General features: G+C 71.5%; 18 protein-coding genes. 9 read left to right on the top strand and 9 right to left on the bottom strand.

Features of this window, described 5'->3' with window-relative positions; genetic code table 11:
* Positions 1 to 82 precede the first annotated feature (82 nt).
* Together EFL26_RS17430 and EFL26_RS17435 are read left to right on the top strand one after the other, a co-directional pair.
* Entirely contained in the window at positions 83 to 580 is a 498-nt protein-coding gene (locus tag EFL26_RS17430) for a SigE family RNA polymerase sigma factor (RefSeq protein ID WP_246000250.1), read from the top strand.
* Entirely contained in the window at positions 577 to 1,443 is an 867-nt protein-coding gene (locus EFL26_RS17435) for a hypothetical protein (protein WP_123224192.1), read from the top strand. Before EFL26_RS17430 ends, EFL26_RS17435 begins: the two co-directional genes overlap by 4 nt.
* 3 nt (positions 1,444 to 1,446) lie before the next feature.
* On the opposite strand, the gene EFL26_RS17440 is transcribed toward EFL26_RS17435, so the two are convergent.
* Positions 1,447 to 2,187: a VIT1/CCC1 transporter family protein gene (locus EFL26_RS17440; RefSeq protein WP_123224193.1), complete on the bottom strand. Its 741-nt coding sequence runs from the start codon at positions 2,185 to 2,187 to the stop codon at positions 1,447 to 1,449.
* Between the two features lie 274 nt (positions 2,188 to 2,461).
* Here EFL26_RS17440 and EFL26_RS17445 point away from each other — a divergent pair, with 274 nt between their 5' ends.
* Positions 2,462 to 2,950, top strand: coding sequence for a DUF1129 domain-containing protein (locus EFL26_RS17445; RefSeq protein ID WP_123224194.1), 489 nt, complete (start codon positions 2,462 to 2,464; stop codon positions 2,948 to 2,950).
* Complete coding sequence (locus EFL26_RS17450; RefSeq protein ID WP_123224195.1) at positions 2,947 to 3,219, top strand: YciI family protein; 273 nt, start codon at positions 2,947 to 2,949, stop codon at positions 3,217 to 3,219. The genes EFL26_RS17445 and EFL26_RS17450 overlap by 4 nt, the downstream gene beginning before the upstream one ends.
* On the opposite strand, the gene EFL26_RS17455 is transcribed toward EFL26_RS17450, so the two are convergent.
* The 3 genes from EFL26_RS17455 to EFL26_RS17465 are packed head-to-tail and all read right to left on the bottom strand — an operon-like array spanning position 3,185 to position 5,740.
* The gene (locus EFL26_RS17455) at positions 3,185 to 3,739 is read right to left on the bottom strand and encodes a hypothetical protein (RefSeq protein ID WP_123224196.1); all 555 of its coding nucleotides are present in this window, start codon (positions 3,737 to 3,739) and stop codon (positions 3,185 to 3,187) included. The genes EFL26_RS17450 and EFL26_RS17455 overlap by 35 nt on opposite strands.
* Positions 3,736 to 4,443, bottom strand: coding sequence for an NAD-dependent deacylase (locus tag EFL26_RS17460; RefSeq protein ID WP_123224197.1), 708 nt, complete (start codon positions 4,441 to 4,443; stop codon positions 3,736 to 3,738). The genes EFL26_RS17455 and EFL26_RS17460 overlap by 4 nt, the downstream gene beginning before the upstream one ends.
* A 52-nt stretch (positions 4,444 to 4,495) precedes the next feature.
* Positions 4,496 to 5,740, bottom strand: a complete 1,245-nt coding sequence (locus tag EFL26_RS17465; protein WP_123224198.1) for an MFS transporter — start codon at positions 5,738 to 5,740, stop codon at positions 4,496 to 4,498.
* Positions 5,741 to 5,849: 109 nt separating this feature from the next.
* Here EFL26_RS17465 and EFL26_RS17470 point away from each other — a divergent pair, with 109 nt between their 5' ends.
* The 3 genes from EFL26_RS17470 (at position 5,850) to EFL26_RS17480 (ending at position 8,405) form a co-directional block, all read left to right on the top strand.
* A complete protein-coding gene (locus tag EFL26_RS17470; protein ID WP_123224199.1) occupies positions 5,850 to 6,194 on the top strand; it encodes an ArsR/SmtB family transcription factor in 345 nt (114 codons plus the stop codon).
* Complete coding sequence (locus EFL26_RS17475; protein ID WP_123224200.1) at positions 6,191 to 7,807, top strand: glycoside hydrolase family 13 protein; 1,617 nt, start codon at positions 6,191 to 6,193, stop codon at positions 7,805 to 7,807. The genes EFL26_RS17470 and EFL26_RS17475 overlap by 4 nt, the downstream gene beginning before the upstream one ends.
* A gap of 76 nt (positions 7,808 to 7,883) precedes the next feature.
* Positions 7,884 to 8,405, top strand: a complete 522-nt coding sequence (locus EFL26_RS17480) for a hypothetical protein (protein WP_123224201.1) — start codon at positions 7,884 to 7,886, stop codon at positions 8,403 to 8,405.
* A gap of 25 nt (positions 8,406 to 8,430) precedes the next feature.
* On the opposite strand, the gene EFL26_RS17485 is transcribed toward EFL26_RS17480, so the two are convergent.
* Both EFL26_RS17485 and EFL26_RS17490 read right to left on the bottom strand, forming a co-directional pair.
* Positions 8,431 to 9,150 carry a flavodoxin family protein gene (locus EFL26_RS17485; RefSeq protein WP_123224202.1) on the bottom strand — a complete coding sequence of 240 codons (720 nt, stop codon included), beginning with the start codon at positions 9,148 to 9,150 and terminating at the stop codon, positions 8,431 to 8,433.
* A 124-nt stretch (positions 9,151 to 9,274) separates the two neighbouring features.
* Positions 9,275 to 9,874, bottom strand: a complete 600-nt coding sequence (locus EFL26_RS17490; protein WP_123224203.1) for an NAD(P)-dependent oxidoreductase — start codon at positions 9,872 to 9,874, stop codon at positions 9,275 to 9,277.
* A 94-nt stretch (positions 9,875 to 9,968) separates the two neighbouring features.
* On the opposite strand from EFL26_RS17490, the gene EFL26_RS17495 reads away from it, so the two are divergent.
* Entirely contained in the window at positions 9,969 to 10,325 is a 357-nt protein-coding gene (locus tag EFL26_RS17495; protein ID WP_123224204.1) for a winged helix-turn-helix transcriptional regulator, read from the top strand.
* Between the two features lie 69 nt (positions 10,326 to 10,394).
* Positions 10,395 to 11,903 carry a hypothetical protein gene (locus EFL26_RS17500; protein ID WP_123224205.1) on the top strand — a complete coding sequence of 503 codons (1,509 nt, stop codon included), beginning with the start codon at positions 10,395 to 10,397 and terminating at the stop codon, positions 11,901 to 11,903.
* Between the two features lie 5 nt (positions 11,904 to 11,908).
* On the opposite strand, the gene EFL26_RS17505 is transcribed toward EFL26_RS17500, so the two are convergent.
* The 3 genes from EFL26_RS17505 to EFL26_RS17515 all read right to left on the bottom strand — a co-directional run bounded on the left by EFL26_RS17505 (position 11,909) and on the right by EFL26_RS17515 (position 13,453).
* Positions 11,909 to 12,130 (bottom strand): hypothetical protein, encoded by a 222-nt coding sequence (locus EFL26_RS17505; RefSeq protein ID WP_123224206.1) that lies wholly within the window; start codon positions 12,128 to 12,130, stop codon positions 11,909 to 11,911.
* Between the two features lie 44 nt (positions 12,131 to 12,174).
* Positions 12,175 to 12,381 carry a hypothetical protein gene (locus EFL26_RS17510; protein ID WP_123224207.1) on the bottom strand — a complete coding sequence of 69 codons (207 nt, stop codon included), beginning with the start codon at positions 12,379 to 12,381 and terminating at the stop codon, positions 12,175 to 12,177.
* A gap of 121 nt (positions 12,382 to 12,502) precedes the next feature.
* Complete coding sequence (locus EFL26_RS17515) at positions 12,503 to 13,453, bottom strand: 1,4-dihydroxy-2-naphthoyl-CoA synthase (RefSeq protein WP_123224208.1); 951 nt, start codon at positions 13,451 to 13,453, stop codon at positions 12,503 to 12,505.
* Positions 13,454 to 13,513 lie beyond the last annotated feature (60 nt).

A 13,513-nucleotide genomic window follows, 5' to 3' on the forward strand; every position in this document is an offset into this window, starting at 1 on the left:
AACGATCCAGAGCAGTCACGTCACCGACGCCTCGAAGCGTCATCCAGGTGTGAGCATCCCGAGCTTGGAGGTGGGCGGTCCGGTGGCCGACTCCGCACCGATCGAGTCGTTCGAGGCGTTCGTGCACGCCACCGCGGGAGGACTGCACCGCACGGCCGTGCTGCTCTGCGGCGAGCACCACCTCGCCGAGGACCTCACCCAGGCGACGTACGCCAAGGTGTTCGCCTCGTGGCGTCGGGTGGCCTCGGCGCACGACCCCGTCGCCTATGCGCGGACGATGCTGGTGCGGACGTTCCTCTCCCACCGCCGGCTGCGGCGCTCCTCCGAGCGCCCGGTCGACGTGGTGCCCGACGCGTCCGGCCCGCCCGAGGACCCCGCCGTCCGGCTCGACCTGCTCACCGCACTGCGCCGGCTCTCGCCGGACGACCGCGCGGTGCTGGTGCTGCGCTTCTGGGAGGACCTCGGCTCACCCGAGGCCGCCCGGCTGCTCGGCATCAGCGACGCCGCCTGTCGCCAGCGCACCTCCCGGGCCCTGGCCCGGATCCGCACGCTCCTGCCCGTCCTGGAGGAAGACCGATGACGCTCGAGACCCAGCTCCGCTCCGCCATGGCCGACGCGGTCGCCACCGCGCACCCGGACACCGACCGGCTCGTCGCCGATGCCCGACGCCGCGGCCTGGGCATCCGCCGTCGCCGCCAGGCCCTGGGCGCCGTGGGCGTGGCCGCGGCCGTGGCCGTCGCGGTCCTCGCGCCCAGCCTCGTCGCGGGCGACCACCGCACCCGTGCGCCGCAGCCGCTGACCGTGGACAAGCCGACCGTCTCCTCGCTCGACACCGGCACGACCAGCCCGATCACCGGGCGGTCGACCGCCGCGGCCCTGCTGTACGCCGTCGGTCAAGAGACTGGTGGGACGGCCGCCGACTTCCGCGGCCAGGGTGACGGAGAAGGTCCGAACACGTATGCCGTCTTCCGCTACACACCCGACGGAAGCCAGAGCGCCGGCGAGGTCGGCGTCAACGTGCAGCACTTCGGCGGGGGTGCCGCGAAGCCAGGTGGTGACCTCGCGGCGACGCTCGGCCGGTGCAGTTCCTTCATGGAGCACTGCGTGCCGTCGACGCTTCCCGACGGCTCGAAGCTGATCACCTACGACGACCGCTCGGACTACCACGGCGGGCGGGGCATTCGCCGCGTCGCCGACCTCTTCCGGACGGACGGCGTGCGCGTGGTCGCGTCCGCCTCGAACGGCCTCGACGTCACCGAGCGAGACGAGCAGGTCACCCGCGACGAGCCGGTGCTCACGACCGAGCAGCTCGTGGCCGTCGTGACGCAGCCCTGGTGGGGACCGGAGCTGCCCGTCTACTTCAGCGAACCGGGCAACCAGGTCGAGCCGTACACGTCCGTCGGCGGGGCCGCTGTCGCAACCGCGGCGCCGTCGACGAAGTAGGGCTCAGATGTTCGCGCCGACCAGGCTGCCCACCGCGTAGGTCACGCCCATCGCGAGCAGGCCGCCGCCGACGGTCCGCACCATCGCGCGGCTCACGATCGCGTTGGTGAAGCGGGCCGAGGCGAACCCGGTCAGCGCGAGCGCCAGCACGACGGAGACGACCGTGGCCCAGATCCGCACGCTCTGCGGCAGCAGAGTGATGGTGAGCAGCGGGAGCAGGGCGCCGATCGTGAAGGCCGTCATCGACGCGAGCGCGGCGTGGGAGGGCTTGGTGCGCTCGTAGGCGTCGAGCCCGAGCTCGGCCTCAGCGTGCGCGGCAAGGGCGTCGTGCGCGGTGAGCTCGAGGGCGACCTGTCGAGCCGTGGCCTCGGAGAGCCCCTTGCCGCGGTAGATCCCGGCGAGCTCCGCGAGCTCCTCCTCGGGCTCCTCCTCCAGCTCGCGCATCTCCTTGGCCAGGAGGGCCTTCTCGGTGTCCTTCTGCGAGCTCACGGAGACGTACTCCCCAGCGGCCATGCTCAACGCACCCGCGATCACGCCGGCGAGGCCCGCGACGAAGATCGCCTGCCGGTCGGTGGTCGCACCGGCGACACCCATGACCAGGCCGGCGGTGGACACGATGCCGTCGTTGGCGCCGAGCACGGCGGCGCGCAGCCAGTTGAGCAGTGCATTCGTGCCGCCACCGTGCGGCTCGTGCTCGTGCGGCCCGATCTCGGTGTCGGGAGGCAGCTCGGCGTCCGTGGTCATGCGCCCAATCCATCACGTCCGCAACGCGGGGGGCAACGAAGGTAAGGGTGCGCTAACGCGGCCTGACCTCTCCACTACCAGAGTGCCGACTCCGGCGCCCCTGCCGTTCGGCCCGAACCGAGGGTCTTTCGACCCTTCTGGGGCCCGGGGAGCACGCGGATCGTGGACCGGGTAGGAGCCCCTCGGGCCTGCTCTTCACGCAGGGCCAGATCACCGACCTCCAGCGCGACCCACAGGTGCCGAGCAACAGCGAGTCACCCCCCTGGAGGATCTCATGCAGGTACTGCACCACACCCGGTCGTCAGAGAGCGGTTCCACGCACGGCCGGTCGGGTCCCGACAAGATCGCGAAGCCGATCGGACACTTCGGCGTCCACTTCATGGAGATGTGTGCCGTGATGTGCCTCGGCGGCGGCCTGCTGATCGCGCTGTTCTTCGGAGCCGCGGCACTCCTCGGATTCTCCGATCTCAGGACCGGATCTCCGGCGCTCTCGGCGTTCATCGTCTCGTGCATCCTCGGAGCCGCGATGGTCCTCTGGATGCGGTTCCGACGCATGGACTGGCGTCCGACCCTGGAGATGGCAGGGTCGTCGGTCGCGGCCGGCATCGTGCTCATCGTCGGCTTCTGGGTCGGCCTGGTCTCCGAGGCGGCACTGTTCCCCGCCGTGTGCGGCCTGGCGTGCGTAGCAATGGTGGTCGTGATGCTCTTCCGACTCGACCTGTACTCCTCGGGCCACGCCGCTCACGCCGGTCACCGGGGATGACCGCTCGATTCGCCTACTTCTACCTGATGGGGGCCGACACGGCGCGCATTCGATCCAGCGCCCGTGCGCATGCGGAGCATTGGCGCACGCTGGCTCTCGCCGACTACCTCGGAGGTCCATTCGGGGACCGCTCGGGCGGACTGATCACGTTCCGGGCCGACGACGTCCGGGACGCCGAACGGATGGTCGCTTCCGATCCGTTCTTCCTCGAGGGTCTGCTCGACTCGTGGACCCTCAAGGAGTGGGCCGTGGACGGTGCGCCCGGATGACGTACACGGCCCGGTAGCTCGCCGGGTCGACGGCGGTGACGACCACCTCGACGTCGCGCCGGCCCGCTCCGTGGCACACGACCCGGTTGCCCACCTCGCCCCGCAGGTAGGGGCAGGCGAGCCCCGTGGGCGCCGCGCCGTAGCGCTTCGCGTACCACTCCCGTACGCCGGCCGCGAGCCGCTCCCCGAGCAGCCCGAACTCCTGCGCCTGCCGGTCCATCGCCACGTGCAGCCGTCCGCCCGAGGCGAGCGACGTGACCGACACCGTGCCGCCGATCTTCACGAGTCGGCCCTCGCTGAGCTCGGTCGTGCGCAGGCAGCGCACCGACGCGCCCACCTTCAGCGCGACGTCCGGGCAGGAGAGCGTGCCCCGTGCGAGCCCGGAGTTCTGCGCCTCGAGCTGGCGCTCTGCCATCGCGGCGACGGCTCGCCCGCGCAGCCGGCTGGGCAGGGGCGGGTCTCCGCCGCAGCCGACGGCCAGCATCCCGAGACAGAGGACGCCGGCGAGCACGCGGATCACCGCACGTGCCCCGTCGACGGCCCGCCGAGCAGCTCGTCGACCCAGGCCGGCACCACGTCGGAGGCAGGACCAACCCGGCTCTCGTCGAAGTCACTGGGCACGGACGGCCGGAGGTTCAGGTCCACGGTGCGCGCCCCGACGGCCAGGGCGTAGTGCACGTAGGCGGCCGCCGGGTAGACGGTGCCCGAGGTGCCGATCGCCGCGAACAGGTCGCACTCGTGCAGGGCGGCGTGCACCGCGTCCACCTCGTACGGCGCCTCGCCGAACCACACGATGTCGGGCCGCAGCTCCGGGCGCCCGCAGGCCGGGCACGGGGGTCGGTCGGCGAGCGTTCCGGTCCACGACATCCGCGCGTCGCAGGCCCGGCACCACGCCGAGGACAGCCGCCCGTGCAGGTGGTGGACCTGCCGGGAACCGGCCCGCTCGTGGAGGTCGTCGACGTTCTGGGTCACCAGGAACAGGTCGGGCCCGAGTGCTTCCTCGAGCCGGGCGAGCGCGTGGTGCGCGGCGTTCGGCTCCACCCGGGCGAGCGTCTGCCGGCGCAGGTCGTAGAACCGGAGCACCCGGTCGGGGTCGGCGGCGAAGGCCTCCGGGGTGGCCACCTCCTCGGGTCGGTGGCCCTCCCAGAGGCCCGCGGAGTCGCGGAACGTCGGCAGCCCGCTCTCGGCGGAGATGCCGGCGCCGGTGAGCACGACGACCTTCACGCCCCCATCTTCGACCCGGCCGCAAGGACGCTGCGCCGGGTCGGGCGCCGGATCAGGCGAGAAGCGGCTCGGGGCGTCGTGCGGCCAGCCCGAGCACGCCGGCCGTCAGGCAGGCGAGGGCGACGGCGGCGGTGAACCACGGGAAGATCGCCGCGAGGCTCCACTGCGTGGCGGCCCAGCCGGCGAGGATCGTGGGCACGGCCATCGCGCTGTAGGCGAGCACGTAGTACGCCGACATCACCTCGCCGCGGTGGTCGGCCGGCACCACCCGGCCCAGGTGGCGCAGCGAGCCGCCGAAGGAGAGACCGAACGACAGCCCCATGAACACGGCCGCCGCTGCCACCAGCCACGCCCGGTGGCTGTCGAGCGCGAGCACGCTGACCACCAGGGCGACCGCGGTGCCGAAGTCGCCCGCGATCGCGGCCGGGCGAGGGTCGAAGCGGGCCCCGAACGCCTGGCTCACCGCAGCCGCGCTGGCCATCGCGGCGACGACCGCGCCGCCGAAGACCAGGCTGTGGATGCCGGTCGACTGGCCGGCGAAGGCCGGGAACAGCGAGAGGTAGACCCCGAGCACGGACCACGACGCCATCACGCCGAGCACGGCGAAGCGGAAGTCGTGGCGGATCGCGCGCGGCACCCGCGGACGGGCCAGCCGGATGCGCGTGCTCGGCCGCACCTGGTGGGTCTCGCCCATGAGCAGCAGGTTGAGCAGCAGCAGGAGCACCACGAGGCCGACGACGGCGTACGGCGTCACGAGCGGGTCGGGACCGAACTGCGCCAGCAGCGACGCGCCGAGGATGGTCACGGCCATGCCGACGTTGAAGATGATCCCGGTCAGGTGACCGGTGCGGGCGCCGTCGTGCGGCCGCAGGTCCAGCAACGCGGCACTGCCCGCCACCACCGTGGCGCCCACCGCGGCTCCGTGGAGCGCACGGGCGACGAAGAGCGCCGCCACGCCCTGGGCGGTCATGAAGACCACGAGGCCGACCACCATCGCGACCGCTGCCCCGACCAGCAGCGGCTTGCGGCCATACCGGTCGGACACCTGACCCGCGACCAGCACCGCGCCCAGGGCGGCGAAGGCGTAGACCGCGAACACCAGGGTCGTGGTGATCGGAGCCAGGTGCCACTCCCGCTGGTAGACGCCGTACAGCGGCGCGGGCGCGCCGGACACACCGAGCGCCACCGCCAGCAGCGCGATCAGCAGCGGGTACGGCGCGATCAGCGGCCGACGCCCGCCGGCACCCTGCTGCGGAGCGGTGTCCGGCAGCGAGCGGGAAAGCGTGGGTGTGCGCATGATGTCCTCCAGCGGATCTGCTAAGTTCGATGTACGTCGAACACCGACACTAGGCGGTAGTTCGACGAACATCAAACCTATTTCCGACTCGTACGCCGCTGGAGGAGCGATGGGCACGACCACGGACACCCTCGAGGACGCCGCCGACAGTCCCGTGCTGCCGGCCGTCCAGCCGGTGGCGCCGCTGCAGCAGGTGCTGGCCGCGCTCGCCGACCCGGTGCGGCTGGAGATGGTCCGCCGACTCGCCGACTCGGGTGCACCGATGGCCTGCGGCCAGCTCTACGACGGGATCAACAAGTCCACGGCGAGCCACCACTTCAAGATCCTGCGCGAGGCCGGACTGACCGAGCGCGTGATGATCGGCGGGCAGGCCCACCAGCTGCTGCGGCTCGACGAGGTCGAGCAGGCGCTCCCGGGCGTGCTCCCCGCCGTGGTCACGGCGGCCCGCGCGTGAGCGACGACGCGCAGGCAGCGCCGTGGTGGCGCTCGGCGGTCGTCTACCAGCTCTACCTCAAGTCGTTCCTCGACACCGACGGTGACGGAATCGGCGACCTCGACGGCGTCCTCGAGCGGCTCGACCACATCGCCGGGCTCGGGGTCGACGGCGTCTGGTTCAACCCGTGCTACCCCTCCCCCCAGCGCGACGGCGGCTACGACGTCGCCGACTACCTCACCATCGACCCCGTGTACGGCGGCCTGCCGGCCTTCGAGCGGTTCCTCGAGGCGGCCCATGCCCGTGGCCTGAAGGTGCTCCTCGACCTGGTCCCGAACCACTGCTCCGACCAGCACCCGTGGTTCCAGGAGGCCCTCGCGGCCGAGCCCGGCTCGGCGGCACGACGCCGGTTCATCTTCGCCGACGGCCGCGGTCCCGACGGCTCCGAGCCGCCGAACAACTGGCGGTCGATGTTCGGCGGGCCGGCGTGGGCGCGCGTGCCGGACGGCCAGTGGTACCTCCACCTCTTCGACGCCACCCAGCCGGACTTCAACTGGGACGACCCGTCGGTCCCGGCGATGTTCGACGACGTCCTCGCGACCTGGTTCGAGCGCGGCGTCGACGGCTTCCGCATCGACGTGGCCCACGGCATGGTCAAGGAGCGCGGCCTCCCGGACGTCGCACCGGGTGAGCTGAACCGGCACGCCTGGAACCAGCCCGGCATCCACGACATCTTCCGCCGCTGGCGCCGCGTCGCTGACAGTTACGACCGCGACCTGACCCTCGTCGGCGAGGCGTGGGTGTCGCCGGCGCACTCCGCGGAGTACATCCGCGCCGACGAGCTGCACCAGGTCTTCTACTTCGGGCTGATCCGCGAGCCGTTCGAGGCCGCGGCGTTCCGGCACTCCGTCGAGTCGGCGTACGCCGTGCTCTCCGACGAGCACGGCGCGCCCACCTGGACGCTGAACAACCACGACGTGCACCGGGCCGTGACCCGCTACGGCATCGTCGAGCCGGAGCCGATCACGAGCCCCGACGCCAACGCCCTGCTCACCCGGATCAGGGGCCGGGTCGACCTCGAGCTCGGCACCCAGCGGGCGCTCGCGGCGCTGCTGTTCCTGCTCGCGCTCCCCGGCTCGGTCTACCTCTACCAGGGCGAGGAGCTCGGGCTCCCCGAGGTCCAGGACCTCCCCGACGAGGCCCGTCAGGACCCGATGTGGGAGCGCACCGGCCACACCGACTTCGGGCGCGACGGTTGCCGCGTCCCGCTGCCGTGGACGGAGGACGGCCCGACGTTCGGATTCACGTCCGGCACCCCGTGGCTGCCGCAACCGGAGTGGTTCGCCGACTACGCCGCGAGCCGCGAGGAGCGCGACCCCGGGTCGGTGCTGCACCTCTACCGGGCGGCGTTGCGCACGCGCCGGCAGATCGACCAGGGCACCCCGCTGGCCTGGGTGGACGCCGGCCGCGCGGACGTGCTCGCGTTCCGGCGCGGCGACGTGGTGTGCGTGACGGTCTTCGACGGCGCGCCGTACGCCGTGCCGAACGACTGGGGCGACCTGGTGCTCGGCAGCGGTCCCGCCGTGCAGGGCACGACCGTCCCGGCCGGCCACACGGGCTGGTTCCGGGGCTGAGGACCTTCGCACCTACCGGCCCCCGTCGTGCCGACGCACGCTGGAGGTGAGGGGAACCAGACCCCGGGAGGTGGCCATGACCAACGCACCGTGCGAGCAGTGCATGACGACCGAGGGTGCACCGCACGCCTTCCACTACGGCCGGACCGAACCGGTCGACCATGCCGGTGAGACGTCGTACTACCACGCGTCGGCCTACCCCGGCAGCCCGTTGTCCCCGTGGACCGACCGGTACCAGATCGGCGGCGTCGAGACCGTCCTGCTCTGCGAGCGCTGCCTGGCGCGGGCCCGGGCCCGTCGCGCCACCCGCATCGTGCTGCGGGAGTGGATCAGGGAGCCGCTGGTCGCCCTCGGCTACGCCGCGTGGCTCGTCGCCCTGGTCGTCTGGACCTGGCAGGGCGACTGGTCGTCGCTGGCTGCCGGCGCCGCCGTGGGCCTCGGCATCACCGCCCTCGTGTGGGCGATCACCTACGTGATCCTGCGTGACGAGGACTTCGCCCAGCACCTGGCCGTGGACCTGCACCAGGAGAAGCTGCGCCGGGACGGCTGGGACACGTTCTGGACCGACAGCGAGCTGCCCTACCTCACGCCGCACTGACCCCGGCACTGACCCGGGCCGCCGGTCAGCGGTACTCCGGGTTCGCGAAGTCGAACCGGGCGCCCGCGTTCCACTCCGAGCGCTGGTTGCCGTAGCCCGGCACGCCCCCGGCCTGCTTGAGCATCCGGGCCAGGTGCAGCAGGTTCCAGGTCATGAACGTGGTGTTGCGGTTGGTGAAGTCGTTCTCCGGCCCACCGCTCCCCGGGTCGAGGTACGACGGCCCGGGCCCCGCCTCGCCGATCCACCCGGCGTCGGCGTTCGGCGGGATCGTGTAGCCGATGTGCTGCAGGCTGTAGAGCACGTTCTGCGCGCAGTGCTTGATGCCGTCCTCGTTGCCGGTGATCAGGCACCCGGCCACGCGTCCGTAGAAGAGGTACTGCCCCTTGTCGTTGAGCATCCCGCTCAGGGCGTACAGCCGCTCGATGACCTTCTTGGTCTGGCTGGAGTTGTCACCGAGCCAGATCGGGCCGGCGACCACCAGGATGTCCGCGTCCAGCACGCGCGGGTAGATCTCGGGCCACTCGTCGCTCTCCCAGCCGTGCTCGGTCATGTCCGGGTAGACCCCCGTGGCGATGTCGTGGTCGACGAAGCGGATCATCTCCACCTCGACGCCGTGCTTGGCCATGATCCCTGCGCTGGCGTCGACCAGCCCCTGGGTGTGGCTGGGCTCGGGGCTCCGCTTCAACGTGCCGTTGATGAACATGGCCTTGAGGCCGGTGAAGTCGAGGTCGATGTCGTCGCTCATGCGACGACTGTCCCGGCTCGCCCCGGTCTCGGCAACGGCTGCCCGGTGACGAACCGGTGACGTCCGCGCCGGGCCGGTCGAGTGCTGGGGTGGTCGCCGGAGCGACCACCCCAGCACTCGAGCCTCAGTTGGCGACCGTGAACCGCTGCCGCACGTGCTGGGGCTGCTCGATCTCGTCGACCAGGGCGACCGCGTAGTCCGGGATGCTGACCTGCTCGCCGGCGGGCGTCTCCAGCTCGACCTTGTACGAGCCCGTGCGCTCGCCCGGCAGGATCACGGGGGCCGGCGACAGGTAGGTCCAGTCGACGTCCTCGCCGGCCTCGCGCAGCAGCGCCAGCGACGCGGCACCCTTGAGCGCCTCGGGCTTGTAGGCGTCCGGGAACTCCGGGGAGTCGACGAGACGCACACCGTCGACCTGGAGGCTGCCGGCCCCACCGACGACGAGAAGGCGGCGGTCGCCGAGGGTGGCGACCAGGTTGGCGATGCTGTCGACGAAGCGGGTGCCGTCGTCCTCGACCCGGCTCGGGCCGATCGCGGAGACGATCACGTCGTGCTTCTCGGCGACCGCGGTGGCGAAGTCCGCGTCCAGCGCGTCACCGGTCAGGTCGCCGGGGGTGTCGCTGCCACGGCGGCTGATGCCGGTGACCTCGTGGCCGCGGCTGCGGGCCTCGTCGACGATGGCGCTGCCGATGGCGCCGGTGGCGCCGTACACGGCGATCTTCATGGGGTTCTCCTTCATCGGTGTCCAGGGGGATCGCCGCGACAGTATCGATTGGATACTGAGTACTTCAACGTGCTATAGATACCCCGTGGAAACCATGGATCTCGCCCCCGACGCCTTCGCCCGCGACTGCGCCTCCCGCGTCGTGCTCGACCGGATCGGCGACCGGTGGACGGTGCTGATCGTGGTCGCGCTCTCCGACGGCGCGCTCCGGTTCTCCCAGCTCCGCTCGAAGATCGAGGGCATCACGCCCAAGGTGCTCACCCAGACCCTGCGCGCCCTCGAGCGCGACGGCCTGGTCACCCGCACCGTCTTCGCGGAGGTCCCGCCCCGGGTCGAGTACGAGCTCACCGACCTCGGCCGCGACCTGCTCGCCCCGATCGACGCCATCCGGGTGTGGGCCGAGGACCACGCCGCCCGCATCGTCGCCAACCGCGAGCGCCACGACGGCTGAGCCCGCGGCCGCGGTCCGATGTGACGCGTTTTGCCACATGACCGGCGACGCCGCGGTTAACCTCCGTGGATGAGTGATCCGGGCCTCTCACCGGCAACGATCGACGCGCCGCAACCCCTCCGCCCCGAGTTCGAGATTCCCCTGTGGATGGTGCTCGGGGGCGTCGTGGTGATGGTCGTCGGTGTCGCACTGGTCGTCTGGGTGCTGCTGCACGGCACGGGTGGCAAGGACGCGTCCGCCGGGGCCAGGTACCCCTCCACGTGGGATCCGCGGATCGCGCCGTACGTGAAGATCGTGGAGAAGGAGCGCGGCCTCACCTTCTTCCACCCGGTGACCGTGCGCTTCCTGCCCGACGCCGAGTTCGAGAAGACGGTGCGGGCCGACGAGAGCGACCTCAGTGCCGACGACCGGCGCGACCTCGACCGGTCCGCCGGCCTGTTCCGCGCATTCGGCCTGCTCAGCGGGAAGGTGGACCTGTTCTCCGCGGGCAACGAGGTGTCGGGGTCCGGGACCCTGGCCTACTACTCGTTCGCCGACAAGCGGGTCACGATCCGGGGCGACCACCTCAGCCCTGCCGTCCGACCGACGCTCGTCCACGAGCTGACGCACGCCCTGCAGGACCAGCACTTCGCGGTCGGGGACCGGCTCGAGGTGCTGGCGAAGAAGAACGACAAGCAGAGCACCGGGGAGTACTCCGTCCTCGACGCGATCATCGAGGGCGACGCCGAGCGCACCGAGGACAGCTACCTCGCGTCGCTCACCCCCGGTGAGCGCGACAAGATCACGACGAGCAGGCAGGCGCAGGAGAGCAGGGCAGCCGACTCCTACGCGAAGGTCCCGCAGGTCATCGTCACCCTGTTCACGGCGCCGTACACCTTGGGCGAGGCACTCGTGCAGGCCGTGGACGGGGACGGTGGCAACGCCGCCGTCGACCGGCTCGTGCGGGACGCCCCGACCCACGACGCGTCGTTGCTGGACCCGTTCCGCGTGCTGCTCTCCGACCAGGACCCCCAGACCCCGCCGGAGCCGGCGATCGGAGGCTCCGACAAGCGGTTCGACCATGGCGAGTTCGGCGCCGTGATGTGGTACCTCATGCTCGCCCAGCGGCTACCCCTGACCGACGCCTTGACGGTCGTCGACGGTTGGGGCGGCGACTCCTACGTCGCCTACGAGCACGACGGAGCAACCTGCGCACGCGTGGACTACCGCGGGCAGACCGACGCCGACACGGCACGGATGCTCGGTGCGCTGCAGCAGTGGATCGGCGCCGTACCCGGCACGCCGGCATCGGTGCACGCCGAGGGGGCTGATCTGCTCTTCGAGTCCTGCGACCCCGGCACGGGCGGCACGGTCGGCAAGCAGGTCTCGGAGGAGGCAGTCGCGCTGGCGGTGTCGCGCACCAACATCGGCATCACGGTCCTGCGAGCCGGCGCACCCGACCAGTACGCCCGCTGCATCTCCGACCAGCTCATCCACACGTACTCGGTCGCCCAGCTGTCCGACCCGCAATTCGGGCGCAACGACCCGTCGGTGCGCGACCGCATCCTGGGCATGGCTGCGACCTGCAGGACCAGCTGACGTTCTCAGCCCAGCGCGACGAGCCGGCGCATCATCGGGATGCTGGGGTAGGTGCTCGACGTGATGTTGTCCATCAGGATGCGCGCGTAGACAGCGCGCTCCTCGGGCGTGGCGAGCTGCTCGATCATCCGCAGCATGGTCGTCGACGGGTACTGCTCGTTCGCGACGATCTCGAGCAGCATCTGCACGACGTCCGCGCGGATGTCGACCTGTCGGTCCGTGGCCATCGTTGTTCCCTCCCTGTCTCCCTGCACCTTCGCCGGCTCGATCCTCAACGAGGTGCGTCGCTCCCCAGGGCGCGCAGGATCGACGCGCGGTTGCGGCGCAGCTGTCGAGCGAGGTGGGCGCGCCGGTTGCGGCTCAGGTAGTCGATCACCCACGCGAGCTCGGCGAGCGCCGCCTCGCTCGCTGCCTGGTACCGGCTGGAGTCGTCGCGCAGACGCTCGAGCTGCCGCTCGAGCTCAGCCTGCGACGCCATGATGTCGTCCCACCCTCCCCGGCTGGGCGGCGACTCCTCCCGAGGCGCCGTGATCCGCTCCGTTACCCACAACGGCCCCAGGCCACACGTCGGCGGCCGGGACCGGCGCAGGAGGGCGAGCTCAGTAGTACCAGGGGTACGGCGACCAGTCCGGGTCGCGCTTCTCCAGGAACTGGTCGCGGCCCTCCTGGGCCTCGTCGGTCATGTAGGCCAGGCGCGTGGTCTCGCCGGCGAAGAGCTGCTGGCCGACCAGGCCGTCGTCGATGAGGTTGAAGGAGTACTTCAGCATCCGCTGGGCGGTGGGGCTCTTGCCGTTGACCAGCCGGCCCCACTCGAGGCCGACCTTCTCCAGCTCGGCGTGCGGCACCGCCCGGTTGACGGTGCCCATGCGGACGCCGTCGTCGGCGGAGTACTCCTGACCGAGGAAGAAGATCTCGCGGGCGATCTTCTGGCCCACCTGGCGCGCCAGGTACGCCGAGCCGAAGCCGCCGTCGAACGAGCCCACGTCGGCGTCGGTCTGCTTGAACCGGGCGTGCTCGCGGCTGGCCAGGGTGAGGTCGCAGACCACGTGCAGCGAGTGCCCGCCCCCGGCCGCCCAGCCGTTGACCAGGCAGATCACGACCTTCGGCATGAACCGGATCAGCCGCTGGCACTCCAGGATGTGCAGCCGGCCCAGCCGGGCCTGGTCGATCGGGTTCGGTGTCTCGGCTCCGGTCGCCGCCGGGGTGGTTGAGCCTGCCGAAACCTCGTACTGGTAGCCGGCCTTGCCGCGGATCCGCTGGTCGCCGCCGGTGCAGAACGCCCACTTGCCGTTCTTCTCCGAGGGGCCGTTGCCGGTGAGCAGCACGCAACCGACGTCCGCGGACGTGCGTGCGTGCTCCAGGACGCGCAGCAGCTCGTCGACGGTGTGGGGACGGAACGCGTTGAGCACGTCGGGCCGGTCGAAGGCGATCCGCACCGTGCCGTGGGCCTTCGCCCGGTGGTAGGTGAGGTCGGTCAGGCCCTCGAAGCCGGGCACCGCGTCCCAGTCGGACGGGTCGAAGATCTCGCTGACTCCCTCGATCGCGCTCATGGCGGGAATGTATCGGCGTTTCGGCAGGCTCAACGACCAAGGGCCTTGACCTTGCCCCAC

The organism is Nocardioides pocheonensis (assembly GCF_003725535.1).
Lineage (GTDB): Bacteria > Actinomycetota > Actinomycetes > Propionibacteriales > Nocardioidaceae > Marmoricola > Marmoricola pocheonensis.

What these genes read in the sequence shown, in the direction of transcription:
- EFL26_RS17435 (WP_123224192.1), top strand. Translation starts at nt 577, where the DNA reads ATGACGCTCGAGACCCAGCTCCGCTCCGCCATGGCCGACGCGGTCGCC.
- EFL26_RS17440 (WP_123224193.1), bottom strand. Translation starts at nt 2,187, where the DNA reads ATGACCACGGACGCCGAGCTGCCTCCCGACACCGAGATCGGGCCGCAC.
- EFL26_RS17445 (WP_123224194.1), top strand. Translation starts at nt 2,462, where the DNA reads ATGCAGGTACTGCACCACACCCGGTCGTCAGAGAGCGGTTCCACGCAC.
- EFL26_RS17450 (WP_123224195.1), top strand. Translation starts at nt 2,947, where the DNA reads ATGACCGCTCGATTCGCCTACTTCTACCTGATGGGGGCCGACACGGCG.
- EFL26_RS17465 (WP_123224198.1), bottom strand. Translation starts at nt 5,740, where the DNA reads ATGCGCACACCCACGCTTTCCCGCTCGCTGCCGGACACCGCTCCGCAG.
- EFL26_RS17470 (WP_123224199.1), top strand. Translation starts at nt 5,850, where the DNA reads ATGGGCACGACCACGGACACCCTCGAGGACGCCGCCGACAGTCCCGTG.
- EFL26_RS17480 (WP_123224201.1), top strand. Translation starts at nt 7,884, where the DNA reads ATGACCAACGCACCGTGCGAGCAGTGCATGACGACCGAGGGTGCACCG.
- EFL26_RS17485 (WP_123224202.1), bottom strand. Translation starts at nt 9,150, where the DNA reads ATGAGCGACGACATCGACCTCGACTTCACCGGCCTCAAGGCCATGTTC.
- EFL26_RS17490 (WP_123224203.1), bottom strand. Translation starts at nt 9,874, where the DNA reads ATGAAGATCGCCGTGTACGGCGCCACCGGCGCCATCGGCAGCGCCATC.
- EFL26_RS17495 (WP_123224204.1), top strand. Translation starts at nt 9,969, where the DNA reads ATGGATCTCGCCCCCGACGCCTTCGCCCGCGACTGCGCCTCCCGCGTC.
- EFL26_RS17500 (WP_123224205.1), top strand. Translation starts at nt 10,395, where the DNA reads ATGAGTGATCCGGGCCTCTCACCGGCAACGATCGACGCGCCGCAACCC.
- EFL26_RS17505 (WP_123224206.1), bottom strand. Translation starts at nt 12,130, where the DNA reads ATGGCCACGGACCGACAGGTCGACATCCGCGCGGACGTCGTGCAGATG.
- EFL26_RS17510 (WP_123224207.1), bottom strand. Translation starts at nt 12,381, where the DNA reads ATGGCGTCGCAGGCTGAGCTCGAGCGGCAGCTCGAGCGTCTGCGCGAC.
- EFL26_RS17515 (WP_123224208.1), bottom strand. Translation starts at nt 13,453, where the DNA reads ATGAGCGCGATCGAGGGAGTCAGCGAGATCTTCGACCCGTCCGACTGG.